19 protein-coding genes are annotated in these 18,110 nt (G+C 66.6%); 3 read left to right on the forward strand and 16 right to left on the reverse strand.

The annotated features are described in order from the left end of the window. From AC1KAR_RS15230 to purE, 4 genes are read right to left on the reverse strand one after another with little or no spacing between them, the layout of a single operon-like run. The gene (locus tag AC1KAR_RS15230; protein WP_480319143.1) at window positions 1-1,005 is read right to left on the reverse strand and encodes an SGNH/GDSL hydrolase family protein; all 1,005 of its coding nucleotides are present in this window, start codon (window positions 1,003-1,005) and stop codon (window positions 1-3) included. A gap of 35 nt (window positions 1,006-1,040) precedes the next feature. Next, window positions 1,041-2,036 (reverse strand): L-threonylcarbamoyladenylate synthase, encoded by a 996-nt coding sequence (locus tag AC1KAR_RS15235; protein WP_480319145.1) that lies wholly within the window; start codon window positions 2,034-2,036, stop codon window positions 1,041-1,043. A gap of 6 nt (window positions 2,037-2,042) precedes the next feature. Continuing rightward, window positions 2,043-3,209, reverse strand: coding sequence for a 5-(carboxyamino)imidazole ribonucleotide synthase (locus tag AC1KAR_RS15240; protein WP_480319147.1), 1,167 nt, complete (start codon window positions 3,207-3,209; stop codon window positions 2,043-2,045). Beyond that, complete coding sequence (gene purE / locus AC1KAR_RS15245; RefSeq protein WP_480319442.1) at window positions 3,206-3,670, reverse strand: 5-(carboxyamino)imidazole ribonucleotide mutase; 465 nt, start codon at window positions 3,668-3,670, stop codon at window positions 3,206-3,208. The genes AC1KAR_RS15240 and purE overlap by 4 nt, the downstream gene beginning before the upstream one ends. Before the next feature lie 133 nt (window positions 3,671-3,803). On the opposite strand from purE, the gene AC1KAR_RS15250 reads away from it, so the two are divergent. Continuing rightward, window positions 3,804-4,745: a tetratricopeptide repeat protein gene (locus AC1KAR_RS15250; protein ID WP_480319149.1), complete on the forward strand. Its 942-nt coding sequence runs from the start codon at window positions 3,804-3,806 to the stop codon at window positions 4,743-4,745. Between the two features lie 16 nt (window positions 4,746-4,761). Here the strand turns inward: AC1KAR_RS15250 and AC1KAR_RS15255 are convergent, their stop codons facing one another. Genes AC1KAR_RS15255 through fba form a run of 3 tightly spaced genes read right to left on the reverse strand, consistent with a single transcriptional unit; the run spans window position 4,762 to window position 7,851 of the window. Then, on the reverse strand, window positions 4,762-5,868 hold the full coding sequence (locus AC1KAR_RS15255) for a hypothetical protein (RefSeq protein WP_480319151.1): 1,107 nt from the start codon (window positions 5,866-5,868) through the stop codon (window positions 4,762-4,764). Between the two features lie 10 nt (window positions 5,869-5,878). After that, window positions 5,879-6,787 (reverse strand): phosphoribosylaminoimidazolesuccinocarboxamide synthase, encoded by a 909-nt coding sequence (locus tag AC1KAR_RS15260; protein WP_480319153.1) that lies wholly within the window; start codon window positions 6,785-6,787, stop codon window positions 5,879-5,881. Further along, a complete protein-coding gene (fba, locus tag AC1KAR_RS15265) occupies window positions 6,787-7,851 on the reverse strand; it encodes a class II fructose-bisphosphate aldolase (protein ID WP_480319155.1) in 1,065 nt (354 codons plus the stop codon). The genes AC1KAR_RS15260 and fba overlap by 1 nt, the downstream gene beginning before the upstream one ends. Window positions 7,852-8,118: 267 nt before the next feature. Here fba and AC1KAR_RS15270 point away from each other — a divergent pair, with 267 nt between their 5' ends. Further along, window positions 8,119-9,141 (forward strand): ATP-binding protein, encoded by a 1,023-nt coding sequence (locus AC1KAR_RS15270; RefSeq protein WP_480319157.1) that lies wholly within the window; start codon window positions 8,119-8,121, stop codon window positions 9,139-9,141. 36 nt (window positions 9,142-9,177) lie between these two features. Here AC1KAR_RS15270 and AC1KAR_RS15275 read toward each other — a convergent pair whose 3' ends face one another. Then, a complete protein-coding gene (locus AC1KAR_RS15275; protein ID WP_480319159.1) occupies window positions 9,178-10,389 on the reverse strand; it encodes a threonine ammonia-lyase in 1,212 nt (403 codons plus the stop codon). A 65-nt stretch (window positions 10,390-10,454) separates the two neighbouring features. Here AC1KAR_RS15275 and AC1KAR_RS15280 point away from each other — a divergent pair, with 65 nt between their 5' ends. Then, on the forward strand, window positions 10,455-11,240 hold the full coding sequence (locus AC1KAR_RS15280) for a DUF481 domain-containing protein (protein ID WP_480319161.1): 786 nt from the start codon (window positions 10,455-10,457) through the stop codon (window positions 11,238-11,240). Between the two features lie 27 nt (window positions 11,241-11,267). On the opposite strand, the gene pyk is transcribed toward AC1KAR_RS15280, so the two are convergent. The 8 genes from pyk to def all read right to left on the reverse strand — a co-directional run bounded on the left by pyk (window position 11,268) and on the right by def (window position 18,063). Beyond that, window positions 11,268-12,698 (reverse strand): pyruvate kinase, encoded by a 1,431-nt coding sequence (pyk, locus tag AC1KAR_RS15285; protein WP_480319163.1) that lies wholly within the window; start codon window positions 12,696-12,698, stop codon window positions 11,268-11,270. Window positions 12,699-12,760: 62 nt separating this feature from the next. Continuing rightward, window positions 12,761-13,954 carry a phosphoglycerate kinase gene (locus AC1KAR_RS15290; RefSeq protein ID WP_480319165.1) on the reverse strand — a complete coding sequence of 398 codons (1,194 nt, stop codon included), beginning with the start codon at window positions 13,952-13,954 and terminating at the stop codon, window positions 12,761-12,763. A gap of 62 nt (window positions 13,955-14,016) precedes the next feature. Further along, window positions 14,017-14,346, reverse strand: coding sequence for an AzlD domain-containing protein (locus AC1KAR_RS15295; RefSeq protein WP_480319167.1), 330 nt, complete (start codon window positions 14,344-14,346; stop codon window positions 14,017-14,019). Continuing rightward, complete coding sequence (locus AC1KAR_RS15300; protein WP_480319169.1) at window positions 14,343-15,062, reverse strand: AzlC family ABC transporter permease; 720 nt, start codon at window positions 15,060-15,062, stop codon at window positions 14,343-14,345. Before AC1KAR_RS15300 ends, AC1KAR_RS15295 begins: the two co-directional genes overlap by 4 nt. A gap of 24 nt (window positions 15,063-15,086) precedes the next feature. Then, complete coding sequence (locus AC1KAR_RS15305; RefSeq protein ID WP_480319171.1) at window positions 15,087-15,581, reverse strand: hypothetical protein; 495 nt, start codon at window positions 15,579-15,581, stop codon at window positions 15,087-15,089. A gap of 116 nt (window positions 15,582-15,697) precedes the next feature. Continuing rightward, the gene (gene htpX, locus AC1KAR_RS15310; RefSeq protein WP_480319172.1) at window positions 15,698-16,540 is read right to left on the reverse strand and encodes a zinc metalloprotease HtpX; all 843 of its coding nucleotides are present in this window, start codon (window positions 16,538-16,540) and stop codon (window positions 15,698-15,700) included. 54 nt (window positions 16,541-16,594) lie between these two features. Then, entirely contained in the window at window positions 16,595-17,554 is a 960-nt protein-coding gene (fmt, locus tag AC1KAR_RS15315; RefSeq protein ID WP_480319174.1) for a methionyl-tRNA formyltransferase, read from the reverse strand. Continuing rightward, on the reverse strand, window positions 17,551-18,063 hold the full coding sequence (def, locus tag AC1KAR_RS15320) for a peptide deformylase (RefSeq protein ID WP_480319176.1): 513 nt from the start codon (window positions 18,061-18,063) through the stop codon (window positions 17,551-17,553). The genes fmt and def overlap by 4 nt, the downstream gene beginning before the upstream one ends. Between the last annotated feature and the right edge of the window lie 47 nt (window positions 18,064-18,110).

Here is an 18,110-nt window from a genome sequence, read left to right on the forward strand (position 1 = left end):
TCAGAACGGGTTGGTACGCGCGCGGTTGACGGCGAGGCTGCCGATGCGGCCGTGGGCCGAGGCACCGAGGTGCTTGTCGTCGGACCAGAGCCAGTAGGTTCCATAGCCATTGGCCGCACCAGCCGCACCCGCGACCAGCGTGGTCTGGTCGCAATCCGGCGTCGCCACGGTGCAGGCCGCATTCCAGGGGTCGGTGATGGCGTAGGCGGAGGGCGTCTGAGCCATGGCCAGAACGAGTTCGTCTGCCTGGATCAAGCCGACGGCGTGCCCCCCGTCGCGCACATTTTCGAGTTGCAGGCGAAGGGAGCTGTTGAACTCCTTGGTGAGGTCATTTAGGAGCGCCGACCGGCCCCCGCCCGGGTGCGCCGCTTCCTCGGTCCAGCCGAAGGGCGAAATGCCCAGGCTGGGCACAGTGGAGACGATCACCTTCGCCTTCAGGTCCGTCAAGCGCACAACTTGGTTGCCGACCAAGGTTCCGGCCTGTCGGACAACCGCAATGAGTTGGTCGCGAGTCACCCCGGGCTCGGTCGCCAGGCGGTTGTACTGGGCGAGGATGTCGTGCATCCCGGTCATCAGCAAGACCAGATCCTTGTCGTTGAAGGAGTTGCTGGCGACAAACTGATCCACCTGCGTGACCAGGCCGGCCGCGCCGGTCAGCGCCTGCGAGCGCATGATGCCGCTGACAGAAAAGCCCGAGCCGACCGACGGGCACTTGTCGAACACCATGCGGTAGTTGTAGGCCAGCGACTGGACCCAGACGGGGTTGGAGCCGCAGTCGATGGTCGACGCAATCGGGGTCGGCGGCGTCACCGTGGTGTCGTACTGCATGGCGTTGACGGTGTACTTCCTGCCGCCATCCATCACCAGACTGCTCTCGTCGCCGAAAGCGATGATCCGGTTCGGCACGAACTCCTCGATCTCCGTGCCGCCCCCGCACGAGGCCAGCAGGCCCGCGGCCAGGCCCGCCATCACGACGCTGCGCGCCACATTCACCTTGAACTTCATGAAATCTCCAAAAGACGTTGGGCAGGGCGCCAGGGTCAGGCGGCTGCGGCGCGCTGCAAGCGGTCGCGCACGCCTTCCCACTCGGGGGTGGCGGGCGGTTCTTCCACCCAGATGAGATGCGCACCCTGGTCATCCAGTTCACGCAAAACTGCAAACAATTCGTGGGCCGCGGCCGCTGGCTCGCTGGGCATGGGCCGGTACACAGCCCCAGGCGCCGAACGGCGAGGCACGGTGCGGCAATATACCGCCAGCTTCAGCGGCGATCCCTTGGCCGAGCCCTCCACCAGGACTTGCAAGGCGGCCCGCAAGGTTTCGGCGGGCATGAGCCGCAGCTTGGCGCGCGGCGCGTAGTGCGCCTCGAGCGTGCCGGAGGCCCGCGGTGCGGCTTCGTCGCGCTCGAGCAAGGCCTCTCCGGCCAAAGCCTCCAAGCGCAGGCGCGTGAGCACCCCGGGCCTGAGCAGCACCGGGTGTCCCCGCGTGCAATCCACGATGCTCGACTCGATGCCGCCCTCGCAGGGGCCGCCGTCGAGCACCAGAAGATCGTCACCAAGCTCTTCGACCACGTGCCGGGCCTGCGTCGGGCTGATGCGACCAAAGCGGTTGGCGCTCGGCGCCGCTACACCTCTAACGCCCAAGGCGCTGGCGGCACGCAGCAGCGCCTGAGCGACCGGGTGCCCCGGCCAGCGCAGGCCGATGCTCCCCTGGCCGCCCGCGGCTGCGCCGGCCACGCCCGCTCGCCGCGGCACGATCACCGTCAGCGGCCCGGGCCACAGCGCCTCGGTGAGGCGCTTGGCGATCGGCGGCCATTCGCCGGCGAAGTGTTCGGCGTCTTCAAGAGAAGCCACATGCACGATCAAGGGGTGGTCGGCAGGCCGCCCCTTGGCGGCGAAGATCTTGGCCACCGCCGCGTCGTCATCGGCGCGCGCTCCGAGGCCGTAGACGGTTTCGGTCGGGAAGCCGACCAGCTCGCCACCCGCCAGCGCCTGCGCGGCCTGCGCGATCGCCTGCGCGTCGTGTCCGTCGATCAGCACGTCAATTCACCAGGCCGGCAAGCCCAGCAATTCGGCCGCTTGCAAGGCGGCGCCTCGCGCAGCTTGCGGCGTTGCCGCGGTGAAGGTCAGGTGGCCCATCTTGCGGCCCTTGCGCGCGCTGGCTTTGCCATACAGGTGCAGATGAGCACCCGGCAGCGCGAGCACGCGGTCCCATGGCGGCGACGTTTCTTCATCCCCCTCGGAGAACCACAGATCACCCAGCAGATTGAGCATGACCGCGCTCGAATGCAGGCGCGGAGCCGTCAGAGGCGCGTGGGTGAGCGTGCGAACCTGCAGATCGAACTGCGACAGATCGCAGGCATCGATCGTGTAGTGGCCCGAGTTGTGCGGTCGCGGTGCCATCTCGTTGGCGACGAGACTGCCGTCTGCCAGCACGAAGAACTCGACACACAGCACCCCCACATAACCGAGCGCCGAGGCGATCTTCTCCGCCGCGGCTATGGCCTGCTGTTGCACGGCCGGCGTCACGTCGGGCGCAGGCACCTGCGTGACGGCGAGCACGCCATCGCGGTGCAGGTTCTGCTGCAGTGGGAAGTGCACGGTTTCGCTGGAAGCGCCACGCGCCACGATCACGCTCACCTCATACGCCAGCGGCAGCATCTTCTCGAGCACACACGTCACCTGCTTCAGCGATGCCCAAGCAGCTTCGAGTTCGGCACGGTTGCTCACGCGAATCTGGCCCTTGCCGTCGTAGCCCAGACGCGCCGTCTTGAGCACGCCCGGCAGCAGCGATTCGTCGATCGCATGCAGCTGCTTGTCAGTTTCGATCACCGCGTGGGGCGCGCAGGGGACGCCACATGACACGAAATGCGCCTTCTCCAACGCGCGGTCCTGGCAGGTTGCCACCGCATCGCCCGACGGCGCCACCGGCTTGCCGCCCGCGCTCAGGCGGCGCAGCGCCGCGGCCGGCACATTCTCGAACTCGGTCGTGATGGCAGCCGCAAGCTTTGACAGCTCGGCCAGGCCGGCGTCACTGAGGTAATCGGCGCCCACATGGTGATGCGAGACCAGGCCCGCCGGGCTCGCCGCGTCGGGGTCGAGCACGGCGGTCGCGTAGCCCATCTGCTGCGCGGCGTGCACGAACATGCGGCCCAGCTGGCCGCCGCCCATCACGCCCAGGGTGGCGCCGGGGCCAATGAATTGCTGGCTCATTTCAGATCGGCAGACATGGCCCGCGCCACTTCGGTCTGCTTGGCGCGGTAGGCCTCCAGCTTCGCGCGCAGTTCAGCTTGCTCCGTGGCCAGCATCGCCACGGCGAACAGCGCCGCGTTGGCTGCACCAGCGGTGCCGATCGCGAAGGTGGCAACCGGAATGCCCTTGGGCATCTGCACGATCGAGTGCAGGGAATCGACGCCTTGCAGATGGCGGCTCGCCACCGGCACGCCCAGCACGGGCACCGTGGTCTTGGCGGCCAGCATGCCCGGAAGGTGCGCGGCACCACCAGCGCCGGCAATGATCGCGCGCAGGCCGCGCCCGGCGGCGCTCTCGGCGTAGGCAAACATGTCGTCGGGCATGCGGTGCGCCGAGACGACCCGGGCCTCGAAGGGGACACCGAACTCGGCGAGAATCTCGGTCGCGAGGCGCAGGGTCTCCCAGTCACTGCTGGAGCCCATCACCACGCCAACCACGGGGGCGCTGCTCAAGGCTCGCTCCAGGTGCTGATGAACCTTGAATTGTAGGCGGGGCGACATCACCTCGACTCTTGCCCGCCCAAGCCCGACCGCCCTACTTCACCACCGGATGCCGATGGATATCACGATTCAAAACTTCGAGGCCGACCTGATCAATGCGTCGATGCAGCAGCCCGTGCTGCTGGACATCTGGGCGCCTTGGTGCGGCCCGTGCAAGTCGCTGACGCCGGTCCTCGAGAAGCTCGAAGTCGCCTATGCCGGCCGCTTCAAGCTGGCCAAGCTCAATGCCGACGAACAACCCGAGATCTCGGGCCAGCTCTCGCAGATGTTCGGCGTGCGCAGCATCCCGTTCTGCGTGATGTTCAAGGGCGGCCAACCGGTCGACGGTTTCGTGGGCGCATTGCCCGAAGACAAGTTGCGCGAGTTCCTCGACCGCCACGTGCCCAGTGCCGACGAAGCGGCAGCCGAGGAAGAGGCTGCGCTCGGCAGCGAACTGCTTGCCGAGGGCGACACCGAAAGCGCACTCGAGAAGCTGCAGGAGGCCGTGGCGATCGACCCGGCCAACGACTCCGCCCGCTACGACTACCTGCGCGCCCTGCTGTCGGCCGGGCGCGTGGCCGAGGCGCGCCGCGCCTTCGAACCAGTGGCGAGCAAGGTCATGCTGGACAGTCGCCTGTCGGCCGCCGGCCACTGGATCGATGCCAGCGAGAAGGCAGAGTCAGCCCGCAGCACCGATGCGTTGACCGCCGCCATCACCGCGAACCGCCGTGATTTCGATGCGCGCTTCGAACTCGCCCAGAGTCATTTCGCGGCTCAGCGCTACACCCAAGCCATGGATGAGCTTCTCGAGATCGTGATGCGCGACAAGGCGTGGAACAACGAACTGGCGCGCAAGACCTATGTGGCGATCCTGGAATTGATGACCAAGCCCGCACCGGCCAAGACCGAAGCGGCTGCGCCCCAGGGTGCGCTCGAGGTGGCAGGCAAGGTCAGCACCGCACCGTCCGACCCGGTGGTCGACCAGTACCGCCGCAAGCTGAGCATGGCCTTGTTCTGAGAGGCCGCCCGGCCTCTCAGGTGCTCGGCAGCTTGGGGGTGATCTTGTCCATCACCGCCAGCGCCAGCGCCTGATCGCGGTCGTGGGTGCGCCAATCGAGCAGCGCCTGCGCGCGGTGCCGCGCGGCTGCATCCTCGCGGCCGAGCTGTGCAAACACCTGCGCCAGGCGCGTGTGCGCGGCCGCGCGGTCGTCGACATCGCGGTCGTGCTCGGATGCCACCTCGGCCGCAAGTGCATCCTTCAGCGCCCTCTCGGTCTGGCCCAGTTGCAGCCGGCACCACGCGAGATCGGCACCCAGGTAGGCGCGCATGCGGTCCAGGCCCTGCAGCAGGCCGTCGCTGAAGTGGGTCTCGTAGAGGCTCACGGCGTCAGCCCACAGCCCATGCTGTGAACTGATCTGTGCGCGCAGCAACGGAACCAGCGCCTGAAGTGATGCCGTGCCGATCAGCGCGTCGAAGTTGCCGGTCGACTCGACACCGAGCATGGCGCGTCGCTTCATGTCGTCGTCCTGCGTGCCTCGCAGCAAGCCATGAAGCGATTCGCTCGTGAGAAGGCTCGCCATGTTGTACATGATCGCGCTCATCATGGCCTCGTCGCCTTCGGCGTTGGCGTGGTGGCGAGATTTGGCGTACCAGGGCTGTGCCTTGTCGAACCGCCCGCCGAAGTGATAGCACTGGGCCACGACCAGACAGGCACGCGCACGCGCACCGTGCTGGCTGTCATCCGAGAGATGAAAGGCCTCGGCGACATGGCGTGCCGTCGCTTCGAGGTCGTGGTCGACGTAGTCGAGGTGCGCCAGCCACGCTGCGGCCAAGGCATGCAGGCGAGGGTCGCGCGCGGCAGCGCTGAGCGCGTAAGCGCGCGACATCTTGTCGCGGGCCATCCGGCTGAGATCGACGAAGAAGCTGCACAGTCCGTCGAGCAGGCTGAGCCAGGCACTCATCACCGGCTGGGGTCGGATCGCGTACTGCGTCTGCAGCATGGCGAGTTCGGCACGCGCCGTGGCGATCTGACCCTGCCTTGCCAACAAGCAAGCGCGCTCGGCACGCAGGCAGTCGGCCTGCAGAGGGTGCGACGCACCGGCAATGGCAAAGTCCAGCCGACTCAGCAGGCGCGACTTCATCGTGTGGTCGTCAGGCCGTGAGGCGCTGCAGGGCTTCGCGGTACTTCGCTGCGGTGTTGGCGACCACCTCGTCAGGCAGGGTCGGGGCGGGTGCGCGCTTGTTCCAGGGCTGACCCTCGACGCGGGCCTGTTCAAGCCAGTCGCGCACGAACTGCTTGTCGTAGCTCGGCGGGTTGCGGCCCTCGCGGAAGGCCGCCTCGTACCCCTCGACCGGCCAGAAGCGCGAGGAGTCGGGCGTGAGCACCTCGTCCATCAGCGTCAGCGTGCCGTCGGCGTCGAGGCCGAACTCGAACTTGGTGTCGGCGATGATGATGCCCTTCTTGAGTGCGATCTCGGCGGCGGTGCTGTAGAGCTTGATCGCCGTCGCGCGAACCCGCTCGGCCAGATCGGCACCCACCACCTGCACCATGCGCTCGAACGAGATGTTCTCGTCGTGGTCGCCCATCTCGGCCTTGGTGGCCGGGGTGAAGATCGGCTCGGGCAGCTTGCTCGCGTTCTGCAAGCCCGCAGGGAGTTTGACGCCGCACACCGACTGGCTGGCCTGGTACTCGGCCCAGCCGCTTCCAGCGAGGTAACCGCGCACCACGGCCTCGATGGGCAGCGGCTTCAGGCGCTTGACGAGCATCGAACGGCCGCGCACTTGGTCGCGCTCGGCGGCGCTCACCACGGAGGTGGGGTCGTCGCCCGTCAGGTGGTTGGGCACGATGCCCTGCAGATGGGCGAACCAGAACAGCGCCATCTCGGTCAGCAAGGCACCTTTGCCGGGGATGGGTTCACCCATGATGACGTCGAACGCGCTCAGGCGATCGGACGCGACCATGAGGATGCGGTCGTCGCCGACCGCGTAGTTGTCGCGCACCTTGCCGCGCGCGAGCAGCGGCAGCGAGGTGATCGTCGATTGAAGAAGCGACTGAACCATCAGACCACGGTCTGCGCGAGTTCACCTTGGGCGTAGCGCTGAGCGATCTGCGTCAGGCTCTGCGGCTTGATCTTGGGGGCCTGGCCTTCGCAGCCGAACTCGATGTAGCGCGCCTTGCAAACGGCCTTGGCGGCTTCACGCGCCGGCTTGAGCCATTCGCGTGCGTCGAACTTGTCCGGGTTCTCGGCCAGGAACTTGCGCACCGCGCCGGTCATCGCCAGGCGGATGTCGGTGTCGATGTTGATCTTGCGCACGCCGAATTTGATGGCCTCTTGAATCTCTTCGATCGGCACGCCGTAGGTCTCTTTGATCTTGCCGCCGTACTGGTTGATGATGGCCAGCAGTTCGGCCGGCACCGACGACGAGCCGTGCATCACCAGATGGGTGTTGGGAATGCGCTTGTGGATTTCTTTCACGCGCGAGATCGCGAGGATGTCGCCCGTGGGCTTGCGCGAGAACTTGTAGGCGCCGTGGCTGGTGCCGATGGCGATCGCCAGCGCGTCGAGTTGCGTCTCGCGCACGAAGACGGCGGCCTCTTCGGGGTCGGTCAGCATCTGGCTGTGGTCAAGCTTGCCCTCGGCGCCGATGCCGTCTTCTTCGCCGGCGTCACCGGTTTCGAGATTGCCCAGGCAACCCAGTTCGCCTTCGACGGTCACACCGACCTTGTGCGACATCTGCACGACCTTGCGCGTCACGTCGACGTTGTAGGCAAAGTCAGCCGGCGTCTTGCCGTCTTCGCGCAGAGAGCCGTCCATCATCACCGAGCCGAAGCCGAGGTTGATGGCGCCTTCGCACACCAGCGGCGAGGTGCCGTGGTCCTGGTGCATCACGAGCGGGATATGGGGGAATGCTTCGACGGCGGCCTGGATCAGGTGCTTGATGAAGGGCTCGCCCGCGTACTTGCGCGCACCGGCGCTGGCTTGCAGGATCACCGGGGCGCCCACTTCATCGGCTGCGGCCATCACGGCCTGCACTTGCTCGAGGTTGTTGACGTTGAAGGCCGGGATGCCGTAGCCGTTTTCAGCGGCATGGTCCAGGAGCTGGCGCATTGAGACGAGTGGCATGGTCGTGTCCGAAGAGTGATGAAACCGGTTCGGCGTTGCGCCACGCGCAGGCGCCGGAAGTGCAGTGAAACCGCACCGAAACTGCCCGGATTGTAGCGACCGGCCCCCATGGAAACCCTTTCAGAGCGCGCGGTCCCGCGTCTGGGGGTGGGGTGCCGTCGTCCGGGGGTGATGGCCGAACTGCACTGCAAAACCCCGGCTTTTCCGGCTACAGACCCGCAGGCTGCGGCCGACACTGACTGCCCACACGATGACCGGGCGCACGCCATGGCACGACTCGACCTGAACGCTCTCACGCTCACCATCACCGCCGACGCGCTGGCGCATCCGCATGACCTGGCCCAGCATGTGGCGAACACGGCGGGCGTCACGCGCGGCACCGCCCAGCGCGCCTTGCAGCGCTTGGTGCAACTGGGTTGGCTGCAACGCGAGGGCAGTGCCCGCAAGCCGCACTATCGGCCCGGCCTGCTGCGCCAGATCGTCAAGCGCTACCCGCTCGCGGGCCTTCAGGAAGACCTGCCCTGGTCACGCGACTTCGCGCCCTTCTTCACGCTGCCAGCCGAGCTTCGCCGCATGACGCAGCACGCGTTCGGCGAGCTGCTCAACAACGCCATCGACCACAGCGGGGGTGACTGGGTGACCGTCTCGCTGCGCCAGACCCCGAGCCACCTGCAGCTTCTGGTCTCTGACGACGGCTGCGGTGTGTTCGATCAGCTGTCGCGCAGCTTTGACCTGGACGACCCATCACTCGCCATGCTGGAGCTGAGCAAGGGCAAACTTACCAGCCAGCCTGCGCGCCATGCCGGGCGTGGCCTGTACTTCACCTCCCGGCTGGCCGATGTGTTCGATCTGCACGCCAATCACACGGCCTTTCAGCGCCGCGAATGGGAAGGCAACACCTGGCGCCCGGGCCGTGCGGTCAAACACCGTGGCACCTCGGTCTACGCGGCGTTCGCGCTCGATACCACGCGCACGCTCGATTCGGTGCTGAAGGCGCACAGCCTCGACGGCGCGAGCTACGGCTTCGAGCGAACGGTGGTCCCGCTGCGCCTGATGGCCACCCCGTTGTCAGGCCTGGATTCGCGCGCCCAGGCGCGGCGCGTGGCGGCACGGCTCGGGGTCTTCCGCCGTGCCGAGATGGATTTCGACGGCGTCGAGACCATCGGCCACAGCTTCGCAGACGAACTCTTCCGCGTGATGGCGCCTGAGCTGGCCGGCCTGGATCTCGTGCCGCTGAACATGTCGCCCGCGGTGGCGGCGATGCTCCAGAGCGTGCGCCACGCCGCCTGAGATGACCATCGGGGCGAGGCGACCGCGAGGCCGCCGCTAGCCGATTCGCTCGGCGCGGTAGCCCGCGGCGCGCATCGCCGTCAGGATCTCCTCGATGTGCTCCACGCCCTGCGTGTGCACCACCACTTCGATCTGAACCCGCTCGACCGATACCGAACTGAAGGCGCGCTGGTGCTGCACTTCGTCGATGTTGGCTCCCAGGCGGCCGAGTAACGTTGCCACGTCAGCCAGTGCGCCGGGCACATCGCGCACATCGAGCTTGAGGCGGGCCAGCCGGCCTGACTTGACCATGCCGCGCTCGATGATCTCGGCCAGCACCAGCGGATCGATGTTGCCGCCCGAGAGAATCAGGCCGACCTTGCGGCCCGTGAATCGCTCGCGGTTCTTGATCAGCGCAGCGAGGCCGACCGCGGCCGCACCTTCGACCACGGTCTTCTCGATCTCCAGCAGCATCACGATCGCCTGCTCGATCTCGCTTTCGTCCACCAGCAGCACATCGCTCACGTGCTCGCGGATCAGCGGCATCGTCACCACGCCCGGCGACTTGACGCCGATGCCGTCGGCGATGGTGGCCTCGGCCGTGCCGCGGTTCTCAGCGTGCAGGGCGTTCCAGACGGCCGGGAAGCGCTCCGTCTGCACACCGATCACCTCGATGCCCGGCCGCAACGCGCGCGCTGCGGTGGCCACACCGCCGATCAGGCCGCCACCACCGATGGCCACGAGCAAGGTGTCGAGATCGGGCTGCTGCTCGAGCATCTCCAGCCCCAGCGTGCCCTGCCCGGCCGCAATGGCGAGATCGTCAAAAGGGTGGATCAGCGTGTAGCCACGGTCGCGCGCGAGCTGCAGGCCATGCGCGCGGGCATCATCGAAGGTGTCGCCGTGCAGCACCACCTGCGCGCCGAAACCGCGCGTGCGCATCACCTTCACCGGCGCGGCAAAGCGCGGCATCACGATGGTGGCGGGGATGCCCTGTCGTTGTGCGTGGTACGCCACGCCCTGCGCATGGTTGCCGGCCGACACCGCGAGCACACCGCAGGCACGTTCGGCATCGCTGAGCTGCGCGATCTTGTTCAGCGCTCCGCGCTCCTTGAAGGAGGCGGTGAACTGCAGGTTCTCGAATTTGAGGTAGACCTCGCAGCCGACGATCTCGCCCAGCGTGCGTGACGGCATGCAGGGCGTGCGCATCACCTGGCCGTGGATGCGCTGCGCGGCGGCGCGAATGTCGTCAAGCGTGAGCGTCGTGTCCATCCACGCATTGTGGCGGCGCGGCACACGCCTTGCCCAGCCGCCGACGGGACGACAAGGTAATGCACATGACTTCTTCTCACACCTCCACCCTTCGCGCCCTCATGGCCCTGCTGGCATGCGCGGGCGCCGGCACCGCGTTCAACGCACAGGCGCAACTGGTCAGCAAACCCGACGGCAATACACGCTCTCTGTGGGGCCTGAACGCCAGCGCCACCGACGGCAACTCGCGTACCGCCAGCGTCACCCTGACGGGCGAGGCGGTACGCCAGACGGACGACAACAAGTGGGCATTCACTGGCCGAGCCAACTACGCGCGCGACGAAGAGGAAACTACCGCGGCCAACCTGAACCTGTTCACGCAGTACGACCAGGACTTCAAGGACAGCGACAACTTCGGGTTCGGCAAGCTGGAGTACCTGCGCGACAAGCCATCGAACATCGCAGGCCGGTACTCGGCCTATGCCGGTCTCGGCCACCACCTCGTGCGCAACGAGCGCAACACATGGGACATCTCGGTCGGTCTCGGCTACACCGAAGACCGCTACGTCGAGCCCACCGACGTGGGCGGCGAGGTCCGCACGCACTACGGCCGCACCGAGGCCGTGCTGAGTGAAACATCGACACACCAGCTGACGCCGTCGACCTCAGCCAGGCAGCGGCTTGACTACATTCCGAACCTGGTCGACACGGGCGAGTTCCGCACCGTGCTCGATCTGGGCCTGGCCGTGGCCATCACCGATCGACTGCAACTCACGACCGGTCTGATCCACCGCTACGACAGCGCGCCCGGCGCGGGCCTCAAGAACTACGACCTGCTGTTCGTGACTGGCATCGCGCTGCGGTTCGAGTGAACCATCGCACCGCGTGGGGCGCGTGCCTCACGCCACCATGCACACCTTGAGCATGTTGGTGCCGCCCGGGTAGCCCATGGGCTCGCCGCAGGTGATGGCGTAGGTGTCGCCCGGGCGCAGCACGCCGTTGCTCACCAGCAGGGCCTCGGCGTGCTTGAGCGCTTCGTCGCGGTCGGTGAAGTTGGGCATCAGCAAGGGCGAGACATTGCGAAACAGCGACATGCGGCGCTGGCTGCTCACCTGCGAGGTCAAACCGAAGATCGGCACATGGATCCTGTGACGGCTCATCCAAAGCGCCGTCGAACCCGATTCAGTGAGCGCCAGGATGGCCTTGCAACCCAGGTGGTAGGCGGTGAACAGCGCGCCCATCGCAATCGACTGGTCGATGCGGCCGAAGGTCTTGTTGGTGAAGCTCGCATCAAGCGAGATCTCTTCGGCGGACTCGGCCTCGACGCAGATGCTCGCCATCATCTCCACCGTCTCGATCGGGTACCTGCCGGCGGCCGTCTCGGCACTGAGCATCACGGCGTCGGTGCCGTCGAGCACCGCGTTGGCCACGTCGCTCACCTCGGCACGCGTGGGCACCGGGTTCACGATCATCGACTCCATCATCTGCGTGGCGGTGATGACCACGCGGTCCATGTCGCGCGCGAGCTTGATCATGCGCTTTTGCAGCGCGGGCACGGCGGCGTTGCCGACCTCGACGGCCAGGTCACCGCGCGCGACCATGATGCCGTCGCTCGCGCGAATGATCGATTCCAGCACCGGGATCGCCTCGCTGCGCTCGATCTTGGCGATCAGCGCAGGCTTGTGCCGATACGGCTCGCCCGCCACGTTGGCGAGCTGGCGGGCCATTTCCATGTCGGTGGCGTTCTTGGGGAAGCTCACCGCAAGGTACTGGCACTGGAAGCTCATCGCGGTCTTGATGTCTTCCATGTCCTTGGCGGTGAGCGCCGGCGCGGTCAGGCCGCCGCCGGCCTTGTTGATGCCCTTGTTGTTGGACAACTCGCCACCGATCACCACCGTGGTGTGCACCTCTTCACCCTTGACCGCATCGACGGTCAGCTTGAGCAGGCCATCGTTGAGCAGCAACGTGTCGCCAGGGCGCACGTCGCGCGGCAACTCCTTGTAATCGAGGCCCACGCGCTCGTTGGTGCCGAGCGCGGTGGTCGCACCGTCGAGGATGAACTTCTGCCCCGGCTCGATGATGGTCTTGCCGTTCTCGAACTTGCCGACACGGATCTTCGGGCCCTGCAGGTCGGCCATGATGGCAACCTCTTTGCCCACTGCCTTGGCCGCTTCGCGCACGAGCATGGCGCGATCGATGTGGTCCTGCGCCTTGCCATGCGAGAAGTTGAGCCGCACCACGTCGACCCCGGCCCGGATCATTTTCTCCAGAACCTCGGGCGTGCTGGAAGCGGGGCCGAGCGTGGCGACGATCTTGGTAGCGCGAGGCATGGGTGAGGTCTCCGTACTTCTGTGTGGGTGAGAACGATCGGGCTCGGCGAATGCGCCCGGGCTCAGGCCTGAGCGCGCTTTTGCAGGATCTCGAACGCCGGCAAGGTCTTGCCCTCCAGCACTTCGAGGAACGCGCCGCCACCGGTGGAGATGTAGCCCACGTCCTTCTCGATGCCGTACTTGGCGATCGCTGCCAGCGTGTCGCCGCCGCCTGCGATGCTGAATGCGCTCGACTCGGCGATCGCACGCGCCAGGGTCTCGGTGCCGTGTGCAAAGGCGTCGAACTCGAACACACCGACAGGGCCGTTCCACACGATCGTCCCAGCCTTCTTCAGCATCTCGGCCAGATGCGCCGCGGTCTTGGGGCCGATGTCGAGGATCAGGTCGTCGGCCGATACGTCGGCGGCGTCCTTGACCGTGGCGGGCGCATCGGCGGCAAAGGTCTTGGCCGTCACCACGTCGACCGGGATCGGCACCGCGGCACCGCGCGCCTTCATGGCCTCGATCACCGCCTTGGCTTCACCCAGCAGATCGGGCTCGGCGAGCGACTTGCCGATCGGCAGGCCAGCAGCCAGCAGGAAGGTGTTGGCAATGCCGCCGCCCACGATGAGCTGGTCGACGTTCTTGGCCAGCGCCTGGAGGATCGTCAGCTTGGTGCTCACCTTGCTGCCGGCCACGATGGCGACCAGCGGGCGCTTCGGCGAGGCCAGCGCCTTCGAGATGGCGTCGATTTCGGCAGCGAGCAGCGGGCCGGCGCACGCCACCTTGGCGAACTGCGCGATGCCGTAGGTGGAGGCCTCGGCACGGTGGGCGGTGCCGAAGGCGTCGTGCACGAAGATGTCGCACAGGGCGGCCATCTTCTTGGCGAGCTCTTCGTTGTTCTTCTTCTCGCCCTTGTTGAGGCGGCAGTTCTCGAGCATCACCACCTGGCCGGGCGCGACCTGCACGCCATCGACCCAGTTGGCCACGACCGGGATCTCGCGGCCCATCAGCTCGCCCATGCGCCTGGCCACGGGGGCAAGCGAATCTGCGGGCTTGAATTCGCCTTCGGTCGGGCGGCCCAGGTGCGAGGTGACCATCACCGCGGCTCCGGCCTTGAGCGCCATCTCGATGCACGGGATGGACGCTCGAATGCGCGTGTCTTCGGTGATGTTGCCGGCGTCGTCTTGCGGGACGTTCAGATCGGCGCGGATGAACACACGTTGACCGGCCGCCTTGCCTTGATCGGCGAGGTCTTGGAAGCGAAGAACTTTCATGGTGTGAGCGGTGATGACTGGATGTGCAGCCCGCTATTGGACACTATGAACCCGCTTGTAACTCACCAGCCCAGGCCAAGTTTCAAGGGAATCAACACCGCCATGCCGGTGAGGATGGTGCCCAGGATGCCGCGCCGCCAGAAGTAGTAGGCGGTGGCCGCCACGGCGGCGTACAGGCGGGCGTCCTGCCAGGTGGTGATCAACTGCCCCTGCGACATCACCACCTCCGGCACGACGACCGCCGCCAGCGCGGCCAGCGGGGCGTAGCGCAAGCCCCGCCGCACCCAGTCGGGCAGGGGCAGCTCGCGCTCCGGGATCATGAAGAAGGCGCGCGTGACGATGGTGATCAAGGTCAAGCCGATGATGGTGACGAGCGCGTAGGTGCTGTTCATGCGGCACGCGGACGGCGCCCGTCCATCAAGAGCCCGACCGTCACGGCGGCCGCGATCGCCACCACGATGTGCAGCCGAAGCGGCAGCGCGAACGCCGCCACCGCGGCCGCACCCGCCACGGCAGCCGAGATGGCCGTCGCGCGATCGGACATCAGCGAATAGGTAAGCCCCAGCAGCGCGAGCACGCCGGCAAAACCGAGACCCCAGTGGGTGGGGATCACGTCGGCGAGCAGGATGCCGATGGTGGCCGGCACCACCCAGAACAGCCAGTTGGCAAACGAAGCGCCGATGAAATATTCGGTCTGGCCTTCACCCTCTGCGGGCTTTGGAAAGCGCCGCATGAAGATCACATAGGTGAGGTCGCCGCTGACATAGCCGAGGAACAGCCGCTCGCGCAGCGGGTAGCGCATGAAGTAGTTGCGCCACTGCGCGCTGAAGATCACGAAGCGCAGGTTGATGCACACGGCAGTGGCCCAGATCACCCACATCGGAGCGCCCACCGTCATGAGCGGGATGACGGCCAACTGCACGCTGCCCGCGTACACCATGAAGTTCATCAGCAAGGCCAGCGGGATCGACAGGCCACCCTTCACCATGGCTACACCCGTCACCAGGCCCCAAGCCGCGATACCCAGCGAGACCGAGCTCATGTCGCGCAGGCCGGCGCGGAACTGCGCGTGGCGCAGCGTTCCCTTCAACGAAAGCATGGCGCGCATTCTCGCGCCGAGCGGGAAGCCGTGTCAGTCGTGGGTCTTGATGTCGCGGACCTTGCCGCTTGGGCCGGTTCGTGCGGCGTGGCGATCCGCCACATCGGGAATGGGTTCAACCACAGGCTTGATGGCTTCTGCACGTTCGATCCGTGGCGGGTTGGGCTTGCTGGCGTCAGCCGACTTTTGATCGGGCGTGCGGGCCTCGGGGGCGGCGTCGGCAGCCTTGCCGTCGCTGCCGGAATCCGCCTTGGCCGCCATGCTCGCCGAGGGCACGGTCTCGATCTGGTTCTCGCGCATGTAGTCGTTCATGTCGCGCCAACCCGCGAACACCGCGGCCTTGTCAGCCTTGCGGTTCATCGCGTAGCAGTCTTCGATCGCCCGGCCGGCGTGGCGGCACGCGGCTCCAATGGCCTTGCCTTCGGCCTCCTTGGCCGCGGCCAGCTGCTCGGGCGAGGCGCCCAACAGGTCGCACGCCGACAGCACAAAGGCAAGCAGCACGATCGAAAGGTGGATGGGGCGGCGCATGACGACAAAGGCGGGTGTGTCTGGTCTGCATTCTCGGCAGGCCCGGCTTCACGCACGAATGAAAAAGCGGGGCAATTGCCCCGCTTTTCACCGATCGAGATTGAGACGCGCCGGTGTCAAGCCGCCATCGCCAGCAGGCGCGCCACCCGCTCTTCGGTAGACGGGTGCGTCGAGAACAGCCCGCGCAGGCCGCCGCCAGACAGCGGGTTCATGATCATCATCTGTGCCGTCTCGGGGTGTCGCTCGGCCGTCTCGATCGGCATGCCCTGCGCGAAGCGCTGGATTTTCTGCAGCGCGCTGGCCAAGGCCTGCGGGTCGCCCGAGATCTCGGCCCCCCCCCGGTCGGCCTCGAACTCGCGCGCGCGGCTGATGGCCATCTGGATCAGGCTTGCAGCTAGCGGCGCCAGGATCATCACCAGCAGGCCAACGATCGGGTTGTGCGAACGGCCTTCGCTGTCGCGCCCACCGAAGAACATCGCGAAGTTGGCCAACATCGAGATCGCACCAGCCATGGTGGCGCTCACCGTGCTGATCAGGATGTCACGGTGCTTTACATGCGCCAACTCGTGCGCCATCACGCCGCGCAATTCGCGCTCGCTCAGCACGCGCAGGATGCCGGTGGTCGCGGCGACGGCCGCGTTGTCCGGGTTGCGGCCGGTGGCAAACGCATTGGGCGCGTCTTCGTTGATGAGGTACACGCGCGGCATCGGCAGTTGCGCGCGCTGCGCCAGGTCTTGCACCATCCGGTAGAACTGGGGCGCGCTGGTCTCGTCGACCTCTTGCGCGTTGTACATCTTCAGCACCAGCTTGTCGGAGAACCAGTAGCTGAAGAAATTCATGCCCAGGGCAACGATCAACGCGATCATCATCCCCGAGCGGCCACCGATGAAGGCGCCAATGGCCATGAACAGCGCCGTGATGGCAGCCATCAGCACGGCGGTCTTCAACAGGTTGAACATTCGCAACGCTCCTTGTGAGTTCGAGCCGCGTAGATGCGGCCGGCGGCCAAGAGTTCAATCTCCCGCGCCACCGAAAGCCTGCCCGGGCTGCACCGGGCGGCCCTGGAGGAACTGCCGGGCCGGCAACCGCTTGCCGCCAGGGCGCTGCAACTCTGTCAGAAGCAAGGCGGCTTGACCACAGGCCACGCGGATGCCGTCGTCACTGACCGCCAACACCGAACCCGGCGCACCCGTGCCTTCAGCGACTTGTGCGCGCCAAATCTTGATGGGCTCGCCGTCGAACTGGGCCGCCGCACCCGGGAAGGGATCGAACGCTCGAACGCGCCGGGCCAGCGTGCCGGCCGGCTGCGACCAGTCGAGCGCGGCCTCTGACTTCTCGATCTTGTGCGCGTAGGTCACGCCCTCGAGCGGCTGCGGCGTGGCCGTGATCCCGCCGCAGGCTGCAAGCTCCAGCGCCTTGACGATCAGCCGCCCGCCAAGCTCAGCCAAGCGGTCGTGCAAGGCCGCGGTGGTGTCGCCTGGCGCGATGTCGATCGCTTCGACAAGCAACATGTCGCCAGTATCGAGGCCCGCATCCATCTGCATGATGGTGATGCCGGTGCGCGCATCGCCGGCCTCGATCGCGCGGTGAATGGGCGCAGCACCCCGCCAACGCGGCAGCAACGAGGCGTGGATGTTCAGGCAACCCCGAGGGGGAAGTTCAAGCACCCAGGTCGGGAGGATCAGGCCATACGCGGCCACCACCATCACATCGACGCTTGCAGCAAGGAGCTGCTCGCGCGCCTGCGCGGCGTCTTCCGGGTACTTGCCGTCCAACCGCAGGCTGCGCGGCTGAGCCACGGGGATGCCATGCGCCATCGCGTAGGCCTTGACGGCCGAGGGCTGGAGCTTGAGCCCTCGCCCGGCGGGGCGGTCGGGCTGCGTCAAGACCAGCGCAATGTCGAAACCGGCGTCCTTCAGGCGCGCCAGGGCAACGGCGGCGAACTCGGGCGTGCCGGCGAACGCAATCCTCATGCGCGCTGCTCTTCGCGCGCCTTCTTCAGCATCTTGCCCTTGATGCGGTCGCGCTTGAGCGAACTGAGGTACTCGACGAACACCTTGCCCATCAAATGATCCATTTCGTGCTGAACGCACACGGAAAGCAAGCCTTCTGCCTCGAACTCGTGGCTATTTCCATCGCGATCGAGCGCCCTGACCGTGACCTTCGTGTGGCGCGGAACCTTGTCGTAGACCGTCGGAACCGACAGGCAGCCCTCATCGGCGATGCTCATTTCGGTGCTTTTGGCGGTCAATTCGGGGTTGATCAGCACGCGAGGGTCGTCCCGCGTCTCGGATGTGTCCATCACGATGACGCGCTCATGGACGTCGACCTGCGTGGCCGCCAGGCCCACGCCATCGACCGCGTACATGGTCTCCAGCATGTCATCCACCAACTGGCGGATCCGGTCGTCAACCACATCAACCGGTTTGGCGACGGTATGGAGACGGGGGTCGGGGTAGCGAAGGATGGCGAGCTTGGACATAAGAATCAGGTTCCGGGGCCTTGTGGACAACACGCAACGGCAGCTGG

It is taken from the genome of Piscinibacter sp. PDB1-1, assembly GCF_056675995.1.

Excerpts from the sequence above, each read along its gene's own strand:
- AC1KAR_RS15230 (WP_480319143.1), bottom strand. The coding sequence starts at position 1,005 with ATGAAGTTCAAGGTGAATGTGGCGCGCAGCGTCGTGATGGCGGGCCTG.
- AC1KAR_RS15240 (WP_480319147.1), bottom strand. The coding sequence starts at position 3,209 with ATGAGCCAGCAATTCATTGGCCCCGGCGCCACCCTGGGCGTGATGGGC.
- purE (WP_480319442.1), bottom strand. The coding sequence starts at position 3,670 with ATGGGCTCCAGCAGTGACTGGGAGACCCTGCGCCTCGCGACCGAGATT.
- AC1KAR_RS15250 (WP_480319149.1), top strand. The coding sequence starts at position 3,804 with ATGGATATCACGATTCAAAACTTCGAGGCCGACCTGATCAATGCGTCG.
- AC1KAR_RS15255 (WP_480319151.1), bottom strand. The coding sequence starts at position 5,868 with ATGAAGTCGCGCCTGCTGAGTCGGCTGGACTTTGCCATTGCCGGTGCG.
- AC1KAR_RS15260 (WP_480319153.1), bottom strand. The coding sequence starts at position 6,787 with ATGGTTCAGTCGCTTCTTCAATCGACGATCACCTCGCTGCCGCTGCTC.
- fba (WP_480319155.1), bottom strand. The coding sequence starts at position 7,851 with ATGCCACTCGTCTCAATGCGCCAGCTCCTGGACCATGCCGCTGAAAAC.
- AC1KAR_RS15270 (WP_480319157.1), top strand. The coding sequence starts at position 8,119 with ATGGCACGACTCGACCTGAACGCTCTCACGCTCACCATCACCGCCGAC.
- AC1KAR_RS15275 (WP_480319159.1), bottom strand. The coding sequence starts at position 10,389 with ATGGACACGACGCTCACGCTTGACGACATTCGCGCCGCCGCGCAGCGC.
- AC1KAR_RS15280 (WP_480319161.1), top strand. The coding sequence starts at position 10,455 with ATGACTTCTTCTCACACCTCCACCCTTCGCGCCCTCATGGCCCTGCTG.
- pyk (WP_480319163.1), bottom strand. The coding sequence starts at position 12,698 with ATGCCTCGCGCTACCAAGATCGTCGCCACGCTCGGCCCCGCTTCCAGC.
- AC1KAR_RS15290 (WP_480319165.1), bottom strand. The coding sequence starts at position 13,954 with ATGAAAGTTCTTCGCTTCCAAGACCTCGCCGATCAAGGCAAGGCGGCC.
- AC1KAR_RS15295 (WP_480319167.1), bottom strand. The coding sequence starts at position 14,346 with ATGAACAGCACCTACGCGCTCGTCACCATCATCGGCTTGACCTTGATC.
- AC1KAR_RS15300 (WP_480319169.1), bottom strand. The coding sequence starts at position 15,062 with ATGCGCGCCATGCTTTCGTTGAAGGGAACGCTGCGCCACGCGCAGTTC.
- AC1KAR_RS15305 (WP_480319171.1), bottom strand. The coding sequence starts at position 15,581 with ATGCGCCGCCCCATCCACCTTTCGATCGTGCTGCTTGCCTTTGTGCTG.
- htpX (WP_480319172.1), bottom strand. The coding sequence starts at position 16,540 with ATGTTCAACCTGTTGAAGACCGCCGTGCTGATGGCTGCCATCACGGCG.
- fmt (WP_480319174.1), bottom strand. The coding sequence starts at position 17,554 with ATGAGGATTGCGTTCGCCGGCACGCCCGAGTTCGCCGCCGTTGCCCTG.
- def (WP_480319176.1), bottom strand. The coding sequence starts at position 18,063 with ATGTCCAAGCTCGCCATCCTTCGCTACCCCGACCCCCGTCTCCATACC.